The organism is Variovorax sp. Root473, from assembly GCF_001426505.1.
In the GTDB taxonomy this organism is placed as follows: domain Bacteria; phylum Pseudomonadota; class Gammaproteobacteria; order Burkholderiales; family Burkholderiaceae_C; genus Variovorax.
This window is the reverse complement of the sequence record NZ_LMEV01000013.1, coordinates 207,200-224,244: the sequence shown is the minus strand read 5'-3', so window position 1 is coordinate 224,244 and position 17,045 is coordinate 207,200. Positions and strand designations below refer to the sequence as shown.

The window sequence follows — 17,045 nt, the reverse complement described above, 5'->3', positions numbered from 1 at the left end:
CGACGCTCAGTCGCGCAGAGCCGCTTCCACGGTGGCGGCAACGTTCTCCGCCGTGAAACCGAAGTGCTTGAACAGCACGGGCGCGGGGGCCGACTCGCCGTAGCTGTCGATGCCGACCACGGCCGCGCAGCCGTACTTCCACCAGCCGTCGGTGCAACCCATTTCGACCGCGACGCGCGGGATCTTCTTGGGCAGCACGGCCTTCTTGTAGGCCAGGTCCTGGCGGTCGAAGGTGGTGGTCGAAGGCATCGACACCACGCGCACGGCGATCTTCTTGTCCGCCAGCAGCTTCTGGGCGGCCAGCGCGAGCTGCACTTCGGAGCCGGTGGCGATGATGACCGCGGCCGTCTTCTTGTTCTTGAGGCCCACGTTCTCGGGCTCGGACAGCACGTAGGCGCCGCGGCTGATGTCGCCCAGGTCGCTCTTGGCGGCGTAGGCGATGTTCTGGCGGCTCAGCAGCAGTGCCGTGGGGCGCGACTGGTTCTGCAGCGCCACGGCCCAGGCCACGGCGGTTTCGGCCGTGTCGCCCGGACGCCAGACGTCCAGGTTGGGAATGAGGCGCAGCGAGGCGGCGTGCTCGATCGACTGGTGCGTCGGGCCGTCTTCACCCAGGCCGATGGAGTCGTGCGTGAACACGTGCACCACGCGGCGCTTCATGAGCGCGGCCATGCGGATGGCGTTGCGGCTGTAGTCGCTGAAGGTGAGGAAGGTACCGCCGTAGGGGATGTAGCCGCCGTGCAGCGCCACGCCGTTCATGATGGCGGCCATGCCGAACTCGCGCACGCCGTAGTTGATGTGGCGGCCGATGGTGCCGTGCGGTGCTTCGACGGGCGCCGGTGCGGCCTCGTCTTCGGCGCCCTGCTTGGCTTCCACGGCCGGCACGTTCATGACCACGGCGCCGGTCTTGGCGTCGAAGCGCAGTGCGGCGGTGCTCTTGGTGTTGGTGAGGTTCGAGCCGGTGAGGTCGGCGCTGCCGCCGAGCATTTCTGGCAGCGCGGCCGTGAAGGCCTCCAGCGCGAGCTGGCTGGCCTTGCGGCTGGCCACGGTCTCGCCCTTGGTGTGGGCGGCGACCACGGTGTCGAACGCAACCTGGTGGAAGTTCTTGGGCAGCTCGCCCTTCATGCGGCGCGTGAACTCGGCGGCGAGTTCGGGGTACGCGGCCGCGTAGGCGGCGAAGGTGTCGTTCCAGGCGGCTTCGGTCTTGGCGCCTTCGGCCTTGTGGTCCCAGTCGGCGTACACCTCGGCGGGGATTTCGAAGGCGGGGGAGGGCCAGCCGATGGCGTCGCGCGTGAGCTTGATTTCTTCGGCGCCCAGCGCCTCGCCGTGCGCCTTGGCGGTGCCGGCGCGGTTCGGGCTGCCCTTGCCGATGGTGGTCTTGCAGACGATCAGCGTGGGCTTGGTGGCTTCCTTCTTGGCCTTGGCGATGGCCTTGGACACCTCCTTGGCATCGTTGCCGTCGATCGGGCCGATGACGTTCCAGCCGTAGGCCTTGAAGCGCTCTTCGGTGTTGTCGATGAACCAGGGCTTGACCTGGCCGTCGATGCTGATGCCGTTGTCGTCGTACAGGGCGATCAGCTTGTTCAGGTGCCAGGCGCCGGCCAGGGCGCAGGCTTCGTGGCTGATGCCTTCCATCATGCAGCCGTCGCCCAGGAAGGCGTAGGTGTGGTGGTCGACGATGGCCAGGTCCTTGCGGTTGAACTCGGCGGCCAGCAGCTTCTCGGCCAGCGCGAAACCCACGGCATTGGTGATGCCCTGGCCCAGCGGACCGGTGGTGGTTTCAACGCCGGGGGTGACGTCGACTTCGGGGTGGCCGGCGGTCTTGCTGTGCAGCTGGCGGAAGTTCTTGAGTTCGGCCAGGGGCAGGTCGTAGCCCGTGAGGTGCAGCACCGCGTAGATCAGCATCGAGGCGTGGCCGTTGGACAGCACGAAGCGGTCGCGGTCGAACCAGTGCGGGTTGGCGGGGTTATAGCGCAGGTGCTCGCCCCACAGGGCGACGGCCATGTCGGCCATGCCCATCGGTGCGCCCGGATGTCCGGAATTGGCTTGTTGAACGGCATCCATTGCCAGCGCGCGGATCGCGTTGGCCATCAGGGCTTGGTTTGCCATGGGCAGTGGGCTTTCGGGGGAAAAGGGTGGGTGGGGGATACGGGAGAACCCGAGATTTTACCGGGCGAGCCACGCCCGGCCCCAGTACAGGGCCAACACCCCGCGGATGCTCTCTTGTGTCGCAGGCCCGGCTGCTAGAGTTGCCCCCCATGCAAGGGCTGCACCTCACCGCCGATCTCCACGACTGCCAATGCGGTCCCCAATGGCTGACCGACGGGCATGCGCTCGGCGAGGTCTGCACCAAGGCCGTGGCCGCTGCGGGGCTGCAGGCCGTGGGCAAGCTGGTGCATGGTTTTCCGGCCACGCCGCAGGGGCCGGGCGGGGTGACCGCCACGCTCCTGCTGGCCGAATCGCACCTGTGCATCCACACCTGGCCCGAACAGCGCGGCGTGACGCTCGACGTGTACGTGTGCAACTTCAGCGCCGACCACTCGGCCAAGGCGCATGCGTTGATGGCCTGCCTGGTGTCGCTGTTCCAGCCCTCGCACAGCGAACGCAACGAGTTGCAACGCGGCAAGAAATGAAGCTCGCCCCCAGGCTGCGCGCACTTCGTGTCGCTTCGCCAACCCCCTACCGGGGGCAACGCCTGCGGCCCGGCAAAGCCGGTTCCGCGGCGTTTCTCGAAAAGACCACCCCATGACAACCACCCGGGCCATGATCCTGGCCGCCGGCCGCGGCGAGCGCATGCGGCCGCTGACCGACACCACGCCCAAGCCCCTGCTCGAAGTGCGCGGCAAGCCGCTGATGCAGTGGCCGATGGAGGCACTGGCCGACGGCGGCTTCACCCAGCTGGTGGTCAACACCGACTGGCTCGGCGCGCAGGTCGCCGCCCGGTTCGGCGCGAACCCTGTGCTGGACGGGCATGGCGCGCTGTCCATTTCGTATTCCGACGAGGGCCGCGACTTCGGCGGCGCACTCGAAACCGCCGGCGGCATCGTGCGCGCGCTGCCACTGCTGGGCGAGGTGTTCTGGGTCGCGGCCGGCGACGTGTTCGCGCCCGGTTTCCGCTTCACCCAGGAAGCGGTCGACCGCTTCCTGGCCAGCGGCAAACTCGCCCACCTGTGGCTGGTGCCGAACCCGGCGCACAACCCCAAGGGCGACTTCGGCCTCTCGGCCGACGGGCTCGCGCTGAACCAGGCAGCCGACAAATACACCTTCTCGACCATCGGCCTGTACCGCGCCGCGCTGTTCGCGCCGCCGTACTGCAGCATCCCGCCCGGCAACCCGGGCGGCATCAAGGCCCCATTGGCCCCGATCCTGCGCGCTGCGATGGACAATGAACAGGTGAGCGCCGAGCTCTACACCGCCCCCTGGACCGACGTGGGAACTCCCGAACGGCTTGCCCAACTGAACACGCCAAGATGACCTTTGCAGACACCGCCACGATCTACGCCGAGCGCCGCGCGCGCCTCGCTTCGCAACTGGGCAAGGACGGCATCGCCATTGTCCCGACCGCGCCCGAGCGCCAGCGCAACCGCGACAGCGACTTCCTGTTTCGCCACGACAGCTACTTCTACTACCTGACCGGCTTCACCGAGCCCAACGCGTGGCTGGTGCTGGCGGGCGATGGCCGCGCCACGCTGTTCTGCGCACCGAAAGACCTGGAGCGCGAGATCTGGGACGGCTACCGCCTCGGCCCCGATGCCGCCCCCGCCGCGCTGGGCGTGGACGAAGCCTGCTCGGTGAACGACCTCGACGCCAAACTGCCGAAGCTGCTGGAGAACCGCTCGACCGTGTGGTTCCCCTTCGCCACCCACAAAGGCCTGGAAACCCGCATCGACGACTGGCTGCAGTCGGTGCGCGCGCGCGTGCGCTTTGGCGCGCTGTGCCCCGAGGAGCAGCGCGACCTGTGCGGCCCGCTCGACGAGATGCGCCTCGTGAAGGACGCGCACGAGCAGGACATCATGCGCCGCGCCGCGCAGATCAGCGCCCGCGCCCACATCCGCGCGATGCAGCTGTCGGCACGCATGCTGCGCGAGGGCAAGGACGTGCGCGAGTACCACCTCGACGCCGAGCTGCTGCACGAGTTCCGCCTGGGCGGCTCGCAGTACCCGGCCTACGGCTCCATCGTCGCGGCCGGCGCCAACGCCTGCGTGCTGCACTACCGCGCCGACGCCGCGCCCGTGCGCAAGGGCGAGCTGGTGCTGATCGACGCCGGCTGCGAACTCGACGGCTACGCCAGCGACATCACCCGCACCTTCCCGGCCGACGGCACCTTCAGCGGCCCCCAACGCGCGCTGTACGACCTGGTGCTGGCCAGCCAGGACGCCTCGGCCGCCGCCACCAAGGCCGGCAACCGCTTCAACGATCCGCACGACGCCGCCGTGAAGGTGCTCGCGCAGGGCATGCTCGACCTGGGCCTGCTCGACGGCAACAAGGTCGGCAGCGTCGACGACGTGATCGACTCGCGCGCCTACTTCCAGTTCTACATGCACCGCACGGGCCACTGGCTGGGCATGGACGTGCACGACTGCGGCAGTTATGTCGAACCCACGCAGGTGGGCGAGGTGAGCGAGCGCAAGGACCCGCTGTCGAACGAGCTCATCAAGAACCGCCCCAGCCGCATCCTGCACCCGGGCATGGTGCTGACGCTGGAACCCGGCATCTACGTGCGCCCCGGCGAGGGCGTGCCCGAGCAGTTCCACCACATCGGCATCCGCATCGAGGACGACGCGATCGTCACGGCCACGGGCTGCGAACTGATTTCGCGGGGCGTGCCGGTGAAGGCGGATGAGATCGAGGCGTTGATGCGGGGGTGAGTCAGGCGGGCAGCGCGCAGAACAGCGCCTGCCCGATGGCGAGCACCGCCACGCCCGCGGCGATGCGCGGAAAGCGATGCGGCAGCCCGCTCAGCAGCCCGACCGTCGACAGCGCCGCCGCAGTGAGCGCCCCGAGCCACAGCACCCATCCCACCGACCCGCCCGCCGCCTCCAGGCTCGCCCACAGCGACAGGCACAGCAGCGCCGTCCCGCCGAGCTGCAGCCATCGGCGCCAGGCGCCCGGCGTGCGGCCGCGGCCGAAGACGTCTTCGCTGTGGCGGTCCATCGCGAGGCTCAGCGCGCAGAAACCGGCCAGCGAGGCGGCGAACACCAATCCGAGCAGCGGCATCATGACCCCTGGCCCGAGGCAGCGAGTTCCGTCGGCGGCGGTGGCTTGACGGCCTTCTTGGGCGCCGCCAGAGCCTTGCGGCGCTTGCGCTCCACCAGCCAGGCCGCCCCCGCGAGCCCCAGGCCGAGCGCGATCGCCACGAGGTCGAAGCCCGCCACCGAACGCGGGCCGCTGTTCAGGCTGACCGTGAGCGGCGCGGGGCCGGTGAAGGCATTGAGCACCGGCAGCAGCACGAACAGCAGCGCGCCGAGCGCGAGCTGCGCCTGCCACATGCGCAGGGTCGGGCGCAGCAGGCCCAGCACGGCGGCGGCACCCCAGACGATGAAGAACCAGCGGATTTCGGCCTCGTTGCGGCCGGCCACGTCGACCGGCAGCAGGCGGTTGGCCCAGAAGAACGCGGCCATCGCCACGGGCAGGCCCGCGATCGCGCCGAGGTTCAGCCCGTCGACCAGCCGCAGCCCGAAGCCGATGCGCCCGCCCTGCTTGAGGGTCCTGGCGTATTTCTGGCGCTCCTTCACGGCCCACAGCAGCAGGCCGGTGGCCACCATCAGGCAGCCCGCCAGCCCCGAAACGAAGAACAGCGCACGCAGCAACGGATCGGCAAAGCGGCCGATGTGCAGGCCGTAGAGCACGCCGCGCGTCTCGGCCGCGGCCTTCGGCACGTCGCCGAAGCTGCCGACGAGTGCGCCGGTCGTGCCGTTGAACTGCATCGTGGGCTGGTCGAACGACAGGTGACGGCCCTCGGCCCGCGTGAGCGAGACCACGGCGTTGGCGTCGTTGGGCTGGTGCACCACGATGCGGCCGACGGGCGCGCCGTCCCAGTGGGCCGTGGCCTGCGCCACCATGGGCGCGAGGGGCGCCAGCGCGGCCTGGGTGCCCGAGGCCTTGATCTGCGTGCGCACGCCGCCCGGGAAGGCTTCGGCGAAGAAGGTGTCGGTGCCGCCGTGCGCCTTGTAGGCCACCTGCGGGCCCCACGGCATGTACATGAACATCAGCGTGACCAGCCCGGTGTAGGTGATCATGGCGTGGTACGGGAGCGCGAGCACCGCGGTGACGTTGTGCGCGTCGAGCCAGCTGCGCTGGCCCTTCTTCGGACGGAAGGTGAAGAAGTCCTTGAAGATGCGCTTGTGCGTGACGATGCCGCTGACGATGGCCACCAGCATGAACATCGCGCAGAAGCCGACGATCCAGCGGGCCCAGAGCGCGGGCATGTAGTGCAGGTCGAAATGCAGGCGGTAGAAGAACTCGCCGCCGCGCGTCTCGCGCGGCGCGGTGATCGCCTGGCCCGTGGCCGGGTCGAGCGTGGCGCGGTCGAAGCTGCGGCGCCGCTCCACCGGCGGTGAACCGGCCGGCGGCAGCGGCTTGATCCACAGGAGGCTGACCGCCGGCTCGCGCGCGGTCGGCAGCGTGATGAACCAGCGCGCCGCATTGGCCGCATTGCGCTCCAGGTAGGCCACCGCGTGCTCGGCCGCGGCGGGCTGGGCCACGCTGCCGTGCGTCACGGCGTGCAGCTCCGGCTTCATCCAGAAGGTGATCTCGTCCTTGAAGTACGAGGCCGTGCCGGCCGCGAACACCATGAAGAGCACCCACCCGACCAGCAGGCCCGACCAGGTGTGCAGCCACGCCATCGACTGGCGGAACCCTTCCTTCATGCAGCACCTCCGCCGCCCTGGGTCCACAGCAGCAACAGCAGGCCCTGCAGCGCCGCCGCGATGGCCAGGCCGGCCCAGGCGCGCCACGCCGAGCGCGCCGCGAAGACCCACATCACGGCCACGGCGTAGACGAGGAAGGAGGCCAGCGTACCGGTCAACGCGGCCTCGCTGCGCGCCATGTCGAAGAGGACGGGCAGGCCCAGCGCGAGCACGGCGGCCGACAGCGCGGCCACGCCGTAGCCGCCCGCGATGGCGGCCACGGCCCGCGACGCCACGCCCATCCGGTAATGGACGCCGGCGCTCACGACGAGCGCCGCACGGCGTGCAAGGTCGTTCGGAAATTCATGGGACAGAGGGGATGGAAAACCTAGAGAATGAGAATCATACTCATCTTCTCGGTTGTCTCGCCCCCGCCCATCCCGCGAGCGGGGCCTTGAAACGCAGGCCGCGCGTTGCGCCTTACTTTGCCTGCAGCAGCGCGCCGGCTTCGAGCAACACCAGCTCGTTGTCGTCCGCCTTGTTCGGCTCGCGGCTGCTGGAGAACGGCAGGTTGTTGTCGTTGCCGACCACGATGTGCGTGGCATCGACCACGTCGACGTTCTCGATCGTGAAGAACGGGAACTTGAGCACGCCGTCGTTCAGCGGTTTGCGCGCCAGCTTGTTCGGGTCGGCGATGTTCAGCAGGTCGATGTAGCCGATCTTGCGCACCGCGCCGCCCACGTTCGCATCGCTCAGCTCGACCTTGTAGACGCGCTTGAACTTCGCGATGTCGTGGAAGCAGTCGGTGCGCTTCTGGCCTTCGGGGCAGGCCTTGTCGCTCGTGCCTTCGCCGTTGTCGCGCTCGATGATCAGGCCCGTGGTGCCGTCGATCATGTTGAAGTCGCCGATGGCGTGGCCGTTGGCTTCGAGCGGGTACTTCCAGTGGCGGCCCGTCCATTTTTCCGATGCCACGTCGAACTCCAGAACGCGCAATGCCTCCTTGCCCTCGAGCTTCTCGTAGTCCTTCGTCTCGGCGTTCCACACCGGGCCCTCAAGCAGCGCATACAGCTTGCTGCCGTCCTTCGACGAGGCCATGCCCTCGAAGCCCTTGGAGCGCTTGACCTGGAAATCGACCGCACCACCCGGTGCGCCCGGCGTGGTCACGGCCGGATGGTCGGGCGAGCGCACGGCCTTGCCGTCGACCTGCGTGTCGAACACGGCGAGCACCTTGCCCTTGAGGTCGGCCTTGATGAGGAAGGGGCCGAACTCCTCGCCGATCCACAGCGCGCCGCCGGCGAACTGGAAGCTCTCGGGATCGAAGTCAGAGCCCGTCAGGTAGCGCTGCTTGGTGCCTTCGTGGGCGATGCGGAATGGCACCTTCTTGTCGGGGTCGTGCAGGAAGATCGTGTTGATGCGATTGAACTTGCCGCTCTTGAAGTCCACCTTGTAGTGGTTCAGGTAGAGCATGAAGTCGGGCGAGTTGGCCTTCGCGCCGGCGCCGTTGTCGGTGAGCATCCAGAACGAGCCGTCGTCCATCTTCTTGATGCCCGAGTGGCCCTGCAGCGGCTGGCCCTTGAAGGGCACCGACACGCCGGTGCCGCGGCCGCCCGAGAGCCCTTCGACCGTGCCCAGCGCCTCGACGCGCTTGCCGGTGGTGAACTTGCCGCTGGCTTGCAGGTCGGCCGGTGCATCCTTGGGTGCGGCGACAAAGCTCTGCGCGGGCAACACGGCGTGGCCGGCGAGCGTGGCGGGGAAGGCGGTCTGGGCGACAGCGCCACCGCAGGCGAAGGTGGCGGCCAGGGCGACCAGAGAGAGGGAAGCGAAGCGCGTCATGAACGAAAAAGCTTTCAGTCGAAAACGCGAGACCTTGCCGGCCAGGCGTGACGCCACCATGACATCCGCTCAGGAGAACGACAGTTGCGGCTTGTTCACCATCAACCAGAACACGACAGCCATCGCCACGAAAGCCGGGTAGCCCAGCAGCTCCCAGCAGCGCTGGTAGCGCCTGTACAGCGGCGGCAATGGCATTGCATCGCGATGCGCCTGCGCCGCCAGGGCCGCCATGCGGATCTGCAGCCACACCACCGGCAACCAGCAGATTCCGGCGAGCACGAAGAGCCCCAGCGACAGCGCGAGCCACGGCGTCGACAGCGGCCAGCCCGCCATGTGCGCCAGCGCGAAGCCCGTGACCGGCTGCAGGATCACCGTGGGCGTGGTGAACCACCAGTCGGCGCGCACCACCAGCCGGCTCACCACCGCCTGCGCCGGCACGCTGCCGCTGCGGTTGGCAAAGAACATGTAGAAGGCCGACCCCAGCCCCGTGCCGACCATCAGCACGCTGGAGACGATGTGCAGCCACTTGAGGACGAGGTAGGTGTTCATGGCGTGGCGCGCCGGTACAGGTGCCAGAGCAGCGCGGCGATGGGCAGGTTCTTGAGCAGCGGACCGAGCGGGTGCAGCCACAGGCTGGGCTGCAGCACCGTCGCGACGAGCGTCATGGCGAGCATCAGGGAAAAGGCGGCGAGGTAGACCGTGCGCCCAGGCCGCAGCCACAGGGCCAGACCGATCGCGAGATCGGCGATCGCGCCGCCGACGATCAACGACTGCACCAGCCACGGCGGCGAGGCGATGCCCGATTCGGCCAGCACGCGGCGGCTCTGGCCGTCGAGTTCGACGATGCTGGCGAAGGCCGTCAACAGCCAGACAGCGACGAGGCTCAGGCGCAGCAGGCGGTCGTCGTCATTCGCAGCAGGGCGTGTCATGGCGCGGGCAACGCTTCGTCGATCACATCCGTCACCATGCCCCAGCGCGCGAACTCGGGGTCGAACTCGGGCAGCGCGAGCAGGCCGGCACAGGCATGCGCGCCCGACGGCAACGCGTCACCACGCGCGAGCTGACGCGCCAGCAGGATCGCGGCCATGCAGGGAATCTCGGGGCCATGGTTGTCGTCGGCCGCGATGTGCCACGCGCGGCGTGCGGCAACGCCGTGCGCATCGATGCCTTCGACGCGCACCACCATGCCGCCCAGCGCGGTGCCGAAGGCATCGAACACGCCGCCCGTCGCATGCAGCAACGGCGCGAGCTTCTGCGGTGCGCGCAGCAAGCCCGCACGGCGCAGGAAGGCCAGGAAGGCGAAGGCGTGCTGGGTCAGGCCGACTTCGAGCGCGGCGCGGAACATGACCGATTGCACGCCGGCATAGCGCGCGGGAAAGAGTTCGAGATCGGGGATGTCGCACAGGGCGCCGCGGCGCGGTTTCATGCGCGCGAACTGCACCCTCGCAGGATGGGCCCATCCGGGCTGCTCGGTCCAGCGCCCGCCTTGCCAGACGCGGATGGGCGCGCCGCAGTAGGCGAGCACGCCCGCGAGCGTGGCTTCGCCGCGCGGTGCGCCCTGTGCCGGCGCGATGCAGATGTCGATGCTGCGCAGGCTTTGCCAACCGGCGGCGAGGTGATCGACCACCGCCGACGACAGCGCCGGCACCGTGCTGGCGCCGGCGACGGCAGTGCGGCCTGTGCTGCGGAAGGCGGCGTCCATCGCGGCGGGAAAGTCGCAGACGAAACGTCGGCCGTCGGCCAGGTCGATGTAGTGCGCGCCGGCGGCCGCCACGGCCTGCGGCACGCGGTAGTCCTGGCCCTGGAACGGGCCGGCGGTGTGGATGACGAGGTCGACGCCCAGAAAACCCAGCCCCTGCGCGAGATCGGGCGACTGCGCATCGACGCGCACACCGCGCGCATTGCCACCCAGCGATTGCGCAAAGGCCGTGGCCCGTTCGAGGTCGCGCCCGCCGACAAATAGCTCGATGCCTGCGTCCTGCGCCAGCGCACGGCTGATGCGTGCGCCGAAGTTGCCGTAGCCGCCGAGCACCAGCGTCTTCATGCGAGATTCGCTCCGGCGATGTGGCCGCGCGTGAAGGCTTCCTCGAAGATCGAATAGCCCGACCAGTCCGCGTGCGCGAACGACAGCCGGCCCGCGGCCACGCGGTCGCCGTGCGCACCGATCTGCGCGAGCAGCCCGGGCCGCGGGATCGACATGGCGTGCCCGTAGCGCGTGATCTCGACGCGCGTGGCGAGCGCGGGCAGATCGGGGTGCGGCACCGACAGCTCGGCCAGCAGCTCGTCGCGCCATGCGGTCCACGGGCGTTCGAGCAGCAGCTGTCGGCCATCGCCGGTGTCGTAGCTGCTCGGGCCCAGCGGGCGGTACCAGCTGAGCACGGTGCCGCGCGGCGTGGGGTCGAGCGTCTGGTGGCGCGCATCGACGTAGCCGAGGCCGCGCGTGCCGTAGATCACGTTGTCCCAGCTCGGCGCAGCGCCGACGCGGTCGGCCAGCGGGCCGCGCAGGTGCACGTTGGCGACCAGCCACGGCGCGTAGCGCACGTGCGCGGCGGCACTGGTCAACAACGCCGGCGGGTTCTCGACCACGCGCGCGGCGATGAAGACGGGCAGCGCGACGATGCAGCGCTCGGCCTGCCAGCGCACCATCGATTTCGAGGCGGCGTCCCACGCATCGACTTCGACACCGCCGCGCAACTCGGCGATGCGCGTGACGACCTGGCCGGTGTGCAGGCGCTCGCCCAGCGGCGCGGTCAGCTGCTGCGTGAGCCAGCCGTTGCCTTCGGGCCAGGTGAGCACGCCGTCGCGATCGGGGTTGGTGTCGTTGACACTGCCGCTTGCGTCGCCCGGCGCGTGGAAGCCGTGCCGGCTCGCGAAGTAGTGAATGCCGGCCCAGGCCGACACCTGCGCGATGCCGGCACCGTAGTCGTCCCGGCAGCAGTAGTCGAGGTACCAGCGCAGGTGGGCGTCGTCGAAGCCTTCGCGGTCGAGCCAGCCCGCGAAGGGCACGGCGTCGAGCGCGAGCAGCTCGGGCGTGACGGCGAAGCGCAGCGTGGGAATGGCGAAGTGCGCGGCGTGCTGCAGCGCGTCGATGCGCTGCGCGAAGCGGCGGTACTGCGCGTGCGTGCCATCGCCGACGCCATGCACGGGGAGCAGCCCGTCCTGCCATTCGCCGCGGAAGAACAAACGCTCCTGCGGGCTGTGGCAGAGGTGGCGCTCGTCGTAGGTCCAGCGGCCCGCCACGCGGCGGCGCAGGCCGAGTTCTTCGAGCAGGTCCTGCACCTCGTGCGCATCGTCGCCGGGCGTGGGCAGGTAGTGCGCGCCGAGCGGACAGGCGATGCCGCCGACCGCGCCACCGCGCGCGTTGCCGCCGGCGGTGTCTTCGAGTTCGAGCAGCGCGAATTCGTCGATGCCCGCGAGGCGCAGCGCGCGCGCGGCTGCGAGGCCCGCAACACCCCCGCCCGCGATGACGACGCGCGTGCGCCTGACGCTCGCCGGCGCCTGCGACCTCAGCGCGCCGTTGCGCATCGCGTGGCCGCGCGCGACATCGATACCGGTGAAGCCGCCCTCGATGGGCGGTGGCGGCGCCTCGCAGCCGGCCAGCGCCAGGGCACCCGCCGCGGCCCCAAGAAAGCCACGACGCCTCATGACACCCGGCTCCTTCGAGGAACGCCGCGGAACCGGCTTTGCCGGGCCGCTGGTGTTGCCCCCGGTAGGGGGTTGGCGAAGCGACATGAAGTGCGCGCAGCCTGGGGGCGAGCCATGTCAGTGCGCCATGACCTTGCCCCACTCCTGCTCATAGGTGGTGACGAGGGTCTGGTTCGACAGGCGGTTCACTTCGGTCGGCACGCGCGCCATGTCGAGCGGAAAGTCGAACATCAGGGGCAGTGTCGCGGGCGTGAGAAAGCGCATGCCGCCCGGCAGCGCATCGGGCAGCCGGTAGGGCCGGCGGCTCGCGAGGATGTAGCCCCACTCGCCGAAGCTGGGCACGTGCGCGTGGTACGGCGTGGCCTTCAGGCCGACCGACTCGATGGTGCTCGCCACGGTCCAGTAGCTCTTGCGCGCCACCAGCGGCGAGGTGGTCTGGATTACCGCGTAGCCGCTGGCCGACAGGCGCCGGTCGAGCAGCGCGTAGAAGCTGTTGGTGTAGAGCTTGCCGATGGCGAAGTTGGTCGGATCGGGAAAGTCGACCACGATCACATCGAACATATCGTCGGCCCCCACGCTCCCCGCTGCGCGTGGTTCGCTGCCCCCCGAGGGGGCGCTCGCGCCTTGGGGCGGCCCGACGGCGCTCGATCCGCCCCCCTGCTGCAGCCACTGGAACGCGTCGGTGTTGACGATCTTCACCTTCGGCGACGAGAGCGCGTGCCCGTTGAGCGCGGCCAGCGTCTCGTGCGTGGTGAAGAGCTGCGTCATGTTCGGATCGAGCTCGACCAGCGTGACCGACTCGACCGAGGGGTACTTGAGGATTTCGCGTACCGCCATGCCGTCGCCACCGCCGAGCACCGCAACCTTCTTCGGCGCGCCGTGCGCGGCCATCGCGGGGTGCACGAGCGCCTCGTGGTAGCGGTACTCGTCGCGCTCAGCGAACTGCAGGTTGCCGTTGAGGAACAACCGGTGGCCCAGCGCGCCGCGCGTGACCACGATGCGCTGATAGGGCGAGCTGGCGCTGAAGACGATGTGGTCCTGGTAGAACTTGTCTTCCGCCAGCGTGGTGATGTGGTCGGCGCCCCAGAAGGCGCCAATGAGCGCGGCCAGCGTCAGGAAGCAGGCCACCGCATGCGCGCCGGCGCGGCGCAGTTCATGGCGGAACAGCCACAGCGCCCACACGGCCACGGCGGCATTCATCACGCCGAACAGCAGGCCGGTGCGGATCATGCCGAGCTGCGGCACAAGAATGAGCGGGAACGCGACCGACACGGCGAGCGCGCCCAGGTAGTCGAAGGTCAGCACCTGCGACACGAGGTCCTTGAGCACGATGTTGCGCTTGAGGATGCGCATCACCAGCGGAATCTCCAGCCCCACCAGCGTGCCCACCACCACCACGAGGCCGTACAGCAGCAGCCGGAACGCGCCTGGCACGTAGGCGTTGGCCAGGAACAGGATCGCCGGCAGCGCGCCGCCGATCAGCGCCACGAGCAGCTCGATGCGAAGGAAGTGCGCCGGCAGTTGCCGGTCGAAGTAGCGCGAGAGCCACGAGCCCACGCCCATGGCGAACAGGTAAGTGCCGATGATGGTGCTGAACTGCAGCACCGAGTCGCCGAGCAGGTAGGAGCTCAGCGCCGCCGCACTCAGTTCGTAGACCAGGCCGCACGCGGCGACCACGAACACGCTGGCGAGCAACGCGATCTCGACAGGTTGCGGCCCCCGCGCCTGTGGGGTGCGCGCGGGCAGGACCGCGTCGCTCAATGGATTGCAGCGGCCACGATGACGCTGATGCCCAGGCTCATGGCAGCCACGACCAGGGCCAGCGCCATGTTCTGCTTCTCGACGATCTCGCCCCACAGGTCATAGGGGGTGATCTTGTCGATGATGAGGAAGCAGATCCAGAAGACCACCACGCCGATCAGCGCATACACGAGCGATCCGAGGACCACGCCCGGTTTCAGCCATTCAATTCCCATGGGGACCTCCAGTGGTAGCAATAAAGAAAGAAGTGAGAGAAGAGCAGCGCCTGCGCGCGATCTTCGTCATTTGTGGCCGCCGCCACTTGAGTAGCCGCCGTACGAGCCGCCCGAGCTGCGGTAACCGCTCGAGGAGCCGCTGCAGTTGCTCATCAGGATCAGCACGAAGATGATGACCACGATGACGAGGATGATCGTGCCGCAGCCCATGCCGGACGCGGCGCTCACGGGCAGCGCGTCGCCGCGCGAGAACAGGTCTTTCTTGGCGTCGAGCTTGAAGGCCGTGGCCACGACGCCGCTGTCGATCTTGCTGCCCGAGGACCAGGTCAGTTCGTTGGCCGAGCGCTCCATCGAGAGCAGCGCACCGCCGCTCGCGAAGTCGCGATTGAAGGTTTTCTGCCCGCGCTCGACCTGCCAGTAGAACTCGCCGGCCACGTAGGTGGTTTCGGCGTTGTAGGCGTACTGCTGCTGGTAGCGCTTGTTGAGGTAGGTGGCGGTGTTGCCGTTCTCGGCCATCACGGGCGCGCCGGTGGTCGGCTTGACCATGCTCCAGCCGTCTTCGGCATCGACCAGGAAGCTGAAGCCACGCTTCTTGTTGTAGAGCAGGTACTCGTCCCAGCCGAACTGCTCGTCGTCGCCGGGCTCCTGGCCCATGCGGTGCTGGAAGCCCACCACCTGCCATTGCGCGCCCTGCAGCTGGCCCACGCTGCCCAGCGCGATGAGCGGGCGCACCGGCTCGTTCTGCTCGGCGTGCTTGAGCTCGCCGCCGATGCCTTGCGACAGATCGATGATGCTGTGGCAGTTGCCGCAGGTGATGCTCTTGCTGTCGGCCAGGTTGACCGAGACGGGCGAGCCGCAGTTCGGGCAGTTGAAGCTGCGGCCCTTTTCGTCCTTCGCGGATTCGTCGCGCAGGCCAGTGAGCTGAAGGTCGTCCAGCTGCACCGAGCGGCCGAGGTACGCGCTGGGCTTGGCGGTGCCGTAGTCGATGCTGAGCACCAGCCCCTTGTCGTTGCGCAGCTCGACCATCGCGAACGGACTGCCGAGTTCGGGCAGGTGCGGCAGCTCGCCCTGCGCGGAGGTCAGCGCCACCTGCTCGTTGGACGTGACGATGTAGCTCTGGCCGGCGAAGGCGGTGGTGGCGCCCACGCGCAGGTCGACCGGTGGCGGCGCGGCGCGCTGCAGGTCGAAGGGCAGCGCGAAGACGTAGGCGCCGTTGTCTTCGCTGAGAACGCCGGTGCGGTCGCCGTCGAGCGAGGCGATCCACTCGGTCCAGCGTCCGCCGGGGTAGGTGTACTGCAGCCGGCCGATCAGCGTGAAAGGCTTGTCCTGGACGCGGCCCGAGGCAAAGAGCTGCAGCGGGCTGAAATCGTCGAACAGCTCGGCCATCTTGCCGGTGCGCGCGAGCGTGTCGCCCTGGCGCACGACGGTGCTCTGGCAGTACGGGCAGACCGCGTGCGTCGATTGCGCCGAGCGGAATTCGACCGGCGCGCCGCAGCCGGGGCAGGGCGCGCGGTAGTAGCGTTGGTTGCCGGGTTCCTCAGCCATGACAGCTCAGGAAATCAACGGCAGCAACCACAGATGCAGCTGCGGGAAACACCACGGAACCGGCTTTGCCGGGCCGTAGGTGTTGCCCCCTGCAAGGGGGGAGGAGAAGCGACACGAAGTGCGCGAAGCCTGGGGGTTAGACCAATTTTTTGAGCAGTTCGGCCTTCTTGGCGTCGAACTCTTCCTGCGTGAGGATGCCCTTGGTCTTGAGTTCGCCGAGCTTCTCGAGCGTGGTCATCACGTCGGCGGCGCTCACCACGGCCACCGCTGGCTGCTGCGTCGTGGCCGCAGCCTGGGCCGCGGCGTTCGGGCTCAGGCCCTGTGCGAGGTTCTGCGCCAGCACCTGGCCGAGCGCGACGCCGGCGCCCAGGCCCATCGCATCGCCCGCGATGCCGCCACCACCCGCCGCACCTTCGGCGAACTTGGGAATGGCCTGCGCCGTCTGGTACTGCATGAACTTGCCCATGTCGTTGCCGACCATGCCCATGCCGATCTTCTGGTCGAGGATCTTCTGCAGCTCTTCGGGCAGGGAAACGTTCTGGACCGTGATGTTCTCGAGCTTGATGCCGATCTTCTCGAACTCGGGCACCAGCTGCGCGGCGAGCGCGGTCGCGAACTGGATCTGGTTGGCCGCCAGGTCCAGGAAGGGCAGGCCGCTGGACGCAATGGCGTTGCTGATGTTCTGCAGCACCAGCCCGCGCAGCTGGCCGTCGAGGTCGGCCACGGAATAGGTATCGCGCGTGCCGGAGATTTCGGTGTGGAACAGCTTCGGGTCGCCAATGCGGAAGCTGTAGTTGCCGAAGGCGCGCAGGCGCACGGCGCCGAAGTCCTTGTCGCGGATCGTGATCGGCTGGGGCGTGCCCCACTTCTGGTCGACCTGCTGGCGCGTGCTGAAGAAATAGACGTCGCTCTTGAAGGGGGATTCGAAGAGCTTGTCCCAGTTCTTCAGGTACGTGAGCACGGGCAGCGTCTGCGTCGTGAGCTTGTACATGCCGGGGCCGAACACGTCGGCCACCTGGCCTTCGTTGACGAACACGGCCATCTGCGACTCGCGCACCGTGAGCGAGGCGCCGTTCTGGATTTCCATCTCGGCCATCGGGAAACGCCAGGCCAGCGTGCCATCGCCGGACTCGGTCCACTGGATGATGTCGATGAACTGTTTCTTGATGAAATCCATCAGGGCCATGGTCGTTCCTCTCGA

At 68.7% G+C, this 17,045-nt stretch carries 16 protein-coding genes; 3 read left to right on the top strand and 13 right to left on the bottom strand.

The features are described from left to right. Positions 1-6: 6 nt before the first annotated feature. Positions 7-2,106 (bottom strand): transketolase family protein, encoded by a 2,100-nt coding sequence (locus ASD34_RS07460; RefSeq protein ID WP_056575023.1) that lies wholly within the window; start codon positions 2,104-2,106, stop codon positions 7-9. Positions 2,107-2,255: 149 nt separating this feature from the next. Here ASD34_RS07460 and speD point away from each other — a divergent pair, with 149 nt between their 5' ends. The 3 genes from speD to ASD34_RS07445 all read left to right on the top strand — a co-directional run bounded on the left by speD (position 2,256) and on the right by ASD34_RS07445 (position 4,865). Beyond that, positions 2,256-2,630 carry an adenosylmethionine decarboxylase gene (gene speD, locus ASD34_RS07455; RefSeq protein ID WP_056575022.1) on the top strand — a complete coding sequence of 125 codons (375 nt, stop codon included), beginning with the start codon at positions 2,256-2,258 and terminating at the stop codon, positions 2,628-2,630. A 130-nt stretch (positions 2,631-2,760) separates the two neighbouring features. Beyond that, complete coding sequence (locus ASD34_RS07450) at positions 2,761-3,471, top strand: nucleotidyltransferase family protein (protein ID WP_056575020.1); 711 nt, start codon at positions 2,761-2,763, stop codon at positions 3,469-3,471. Next, positions 3,468-4,865, top strand: coding sequence for an aminopeptidase P N-terminal domain-containing protein (locus ASD34_RS07445; protein ID WP_056575017.1), 1,398 nt, complete (start codon positions 3,468-3,470; stop codon positions 4,863-4,865). The genes ASD34_RS07450 and ASD34_RS07445 overlap by 4 nt, the downstream gene beginning before the upstream one ends. Position 4,866: 1 nt before the next feature. Here ASD34_RS07445 and ASD34_RS07440 read toward each other — a convergent pair whose 3' ends face one another. From ASD34_RS07440 to ASD34_RS07385, 12 genes are all read right to left on the bottom strand, one after another. Further along, on the bottom strand, positions 4,867-5,217 hold the full coding sequence (locus tag ASD34_RS07440) for a DUF3325 domain-containing protein (protein ID WP_056575014.1): 351 nt from the start codon (positions 5,215-5,217) through the stop codon (positions 4,867-4,869). Continuing rightward, the gene (locus ASD34_RS07435; RefSeq protein WP_056575010.1) at positions 5,214-6,866 is read right to left on the bottom strand and encodes a PepSY-associated TM helix domain-containing protein; all 1,653 of its coding nucleotides are present in this window, start codon (positions 6,864-6,866) and stop codon (positions 5,214-5,216) included. The genes ASD34_RS07440 and ASD34_RS07435 overlap by 4 nt, the downstream gene beginning before the upstream one ends. Then, positions 6,863-7,171 (bottom strand): DUF3649 domain-containing protein, encoded by a 309-nt coding sequence (locus ASD34_RS07430; protein WP_414929866.1) that lies wholly within the window; start codon positions 7,169-7,171, stop codon positions 6,863-6,865. The genes ASD34_RS07435 and ASD34_RS07430 overlap by 4 nt, the downstream gene beginning before the upstream one ends. A 154-nt stretch (positions 7,172-7,325) precedes the next feature. Beyond that, a complete protein-coding gene (locus ASD34_RS07425; RefSeq protein WP_056575394.1) occupies positions 7,326-8,678 on the bottom strand; it encodes an esterase-like activity of phytase family protein in 1,353 nt (450 codons plus the stop codon). A gap of 69 nt (positions 8,679-8,747) precedes the next feature. After that, a complete protein-coding gene (locus tag ASD34_RS07420) occupies positions 8,748-9,227 on the bottom strand; it encodes a DUF2269 family protein (RefSeq protein WP_056575003.1) in 480 nt (159 codons plus the stop codon). After that, complete coding sequence (locus ASD34_RS07415; RefSeq protein ID WP_056575001.1) at positions 9,224-9,607, bottom strand: DoxX-like family protein; 384 nt, start codon at positions 9,605-9,607, stop codon at positions 9,224-9,226. Before ASD34_RS07415 ends, ASD34_RS07420 begins: the two co-directional genes overlap by 4 nt. Further along, positions 9,604-10,722, bottom strand: coding sequence for a saccharopine dehydrogenase family protein (locus tag ASD34_RS07410; protein ID WP_056574998.1), 1,119 nt, complete (start codon positions 10,720-10,722; stop codon positions 9,604-9,606). Before ASD34_RS07410 ends, ASD34_RS07415 begins: the two co-directional genes overlap by 4 nt. Then, complete coding sequence (locus ASD34_RS07405; RefSeq protein WP_056574996.1) at positions 10,719-12,323, bottom strand: FAD-dependent oxidoreductase; 1,605 nt, start codon at positions 12,321-12,323, stop codon at positions 10,719-10,721. The genes ASD34_RS07410 and ASD34_RS07405 overlap by 4 nt, the downstream gene beginning before the upstream one ends. Positions 12,324-12,440: 117 nt before the next feature. Continuing rightward, positions 12,441-14,084, bottom strand: a complete 1,644-nt coding sequence (locus ASD34_RS07400) for a polyamine aminopropyltransferase (protein WP_200937537.1) — start codon at positions 14,082-14,084, stop codon at positions 12,441-12,443. Beyond that, positions 14,081-14,299, bottom strand: coding sequence for a DUF350 domain-containing protein (locus ASD34_RS07395; RefSeq protein WP_056574995.1), 219 nt, complete (start codon positions 14,297-14,299; stop codon positions 14,081-14,083). Before ASD34_RS07395 ends, ASD34_RS07400 begins: the two co-directional genes overlap by 4 nt. 66 nt (positions 14,300-14,365) lie before the next feature. After that, on the bottom strand, positions 14,366-15,844 hold the full coding sequence (locus ASD34_RS07390) for a DUF4178 domain-containing protein (RefSeq protein ID WP_056574992.1): 1,479 nt from the start codon (positions 15,842-15,844) through the stop codon (positions 14,366-14,368). Positions 15,845-15,980: 136 nt separating this feature from the next. Beyond that, positions 15,981-17,030, bottom strand: a complete 1,050-nt coding sequence (locus ASD34_RS07385; RefSeq protein ID WP_056574989.1) for an SPFH domain-containing protein — start codon at positions 17,028-17,030, stop codon at positions 15,981-15,983. Between the last annotated feature and the right edge of the window lie 15 nt (positions 17,031-17,045).

What these genes read in the sequence shown, in the direction of transcription:
- ASD34_RS07460 (WP_056575023.1), bottom strand. Translation starts at nt 2,106, where the DNA reads ATGGCAAACCAAGCCCTGATGGCCAACGCGATCCGCGCGCTGGCAATG.
- speD (WP_056575022.1), top strand. Translation starts at nt 2,256, where the DNA reads ATGCAAGGGCTGCACCTCACCGCCGATCTCCACGACTGCCAATGCGGT.
- ASD34_RS07450 (WP_056575020.1), top strand. Translation starts at nt 2,761, where the DNA reads ATGATCCTGGCCGCCGGCCGCGGCGAGCGCATGCGGCCGCTGACCGAC.
- ASD34_RS07445 (WP_056575017.1), top strand. Translation starts at nt 3,468, where the DNA reads ATGACCTTTGCAGACACCGCCACGATCTACGCCGAGCGCCGCGCGCGC.
- ASD34_RS07440 (WP_056575014.1), bottom strand. Translation starts at nt 5,217, where the DNA reads ATGATGCCGCTGCTCGGATTGGTGTTCGCCGCCTCGCTGGCCGGTTTC.
- ASD34_RS07435 (WP_056575010.1), bottom strand. Translation starts at nt 6,866, where the DNA reads ATGAAGGAAGGGTTCCGCCAGTCGATGGCGTGGCTGCACACCTGGTCG.
- ASD34_RS07425 (WP_056575394.1), bottom strand. Translation starts at nt 8,678, where the DNA reads ATGACGCGCTTCGCTTCCCTCTCTCTGGTCGCCCTGGCCGCCACCTTC.
- ASD34_RS07420 (WP_056575003.1), bottom strand. Translation starts at nt 9,227, where the DNA reads ATGAACACCTACCTCGTCCTCAAGTGGCTGCACATCGTCTCCAGCGTG.
- ASD34_RS07415 (WP_056575001.1), bottom strand. Translation starts at nt 9,607, where the DNA reads ATGACACGCCCTGCTGCGAATGACGACGACCGCCTGCTGCGCCTGAGC.
- ASD34_RS07410 (WP_056574998.1), bottom strand. Translation starts at nt 10,722, where the DNA reads ATGAAGACGCTGGTGCTCGGCGGCTACGGCAACTTCGGCGCACGCATC.
- ASD34_RS07405 (WP_056574996.1), bottom strand. Translation starts at nt 12,323, where the DNA reads ATGAGGCGTCGTGGCTTTCTTGGGGCCGCGGCGGGTGCCCTGGCGCTG.
- ASD34_RS07395 (WP_056574995.1), bottom strand. Translation starts at nt 14,299, where the DNA reads ATGGGAATTGAATGGCTGAAACCGGGCGTGGTCCTCGGATCGCTCGTG.
- ASD34_RS07390 (WP_056574992.1), bottom strand. Translation starts at nt 15,844, where the DNA reads ATGGCTGAGGAACCCGGCAACCAACGCTACTACCGCGCGCCCTGCCCC.
- ASD34_RS07385 (WP_056574989.1), bottom strand. Translation starts at nt 17,030, where the DNA reads ATGGCCCTGATGGATTTCATCAAGAAACAGTTCATCGACATCATCCAG.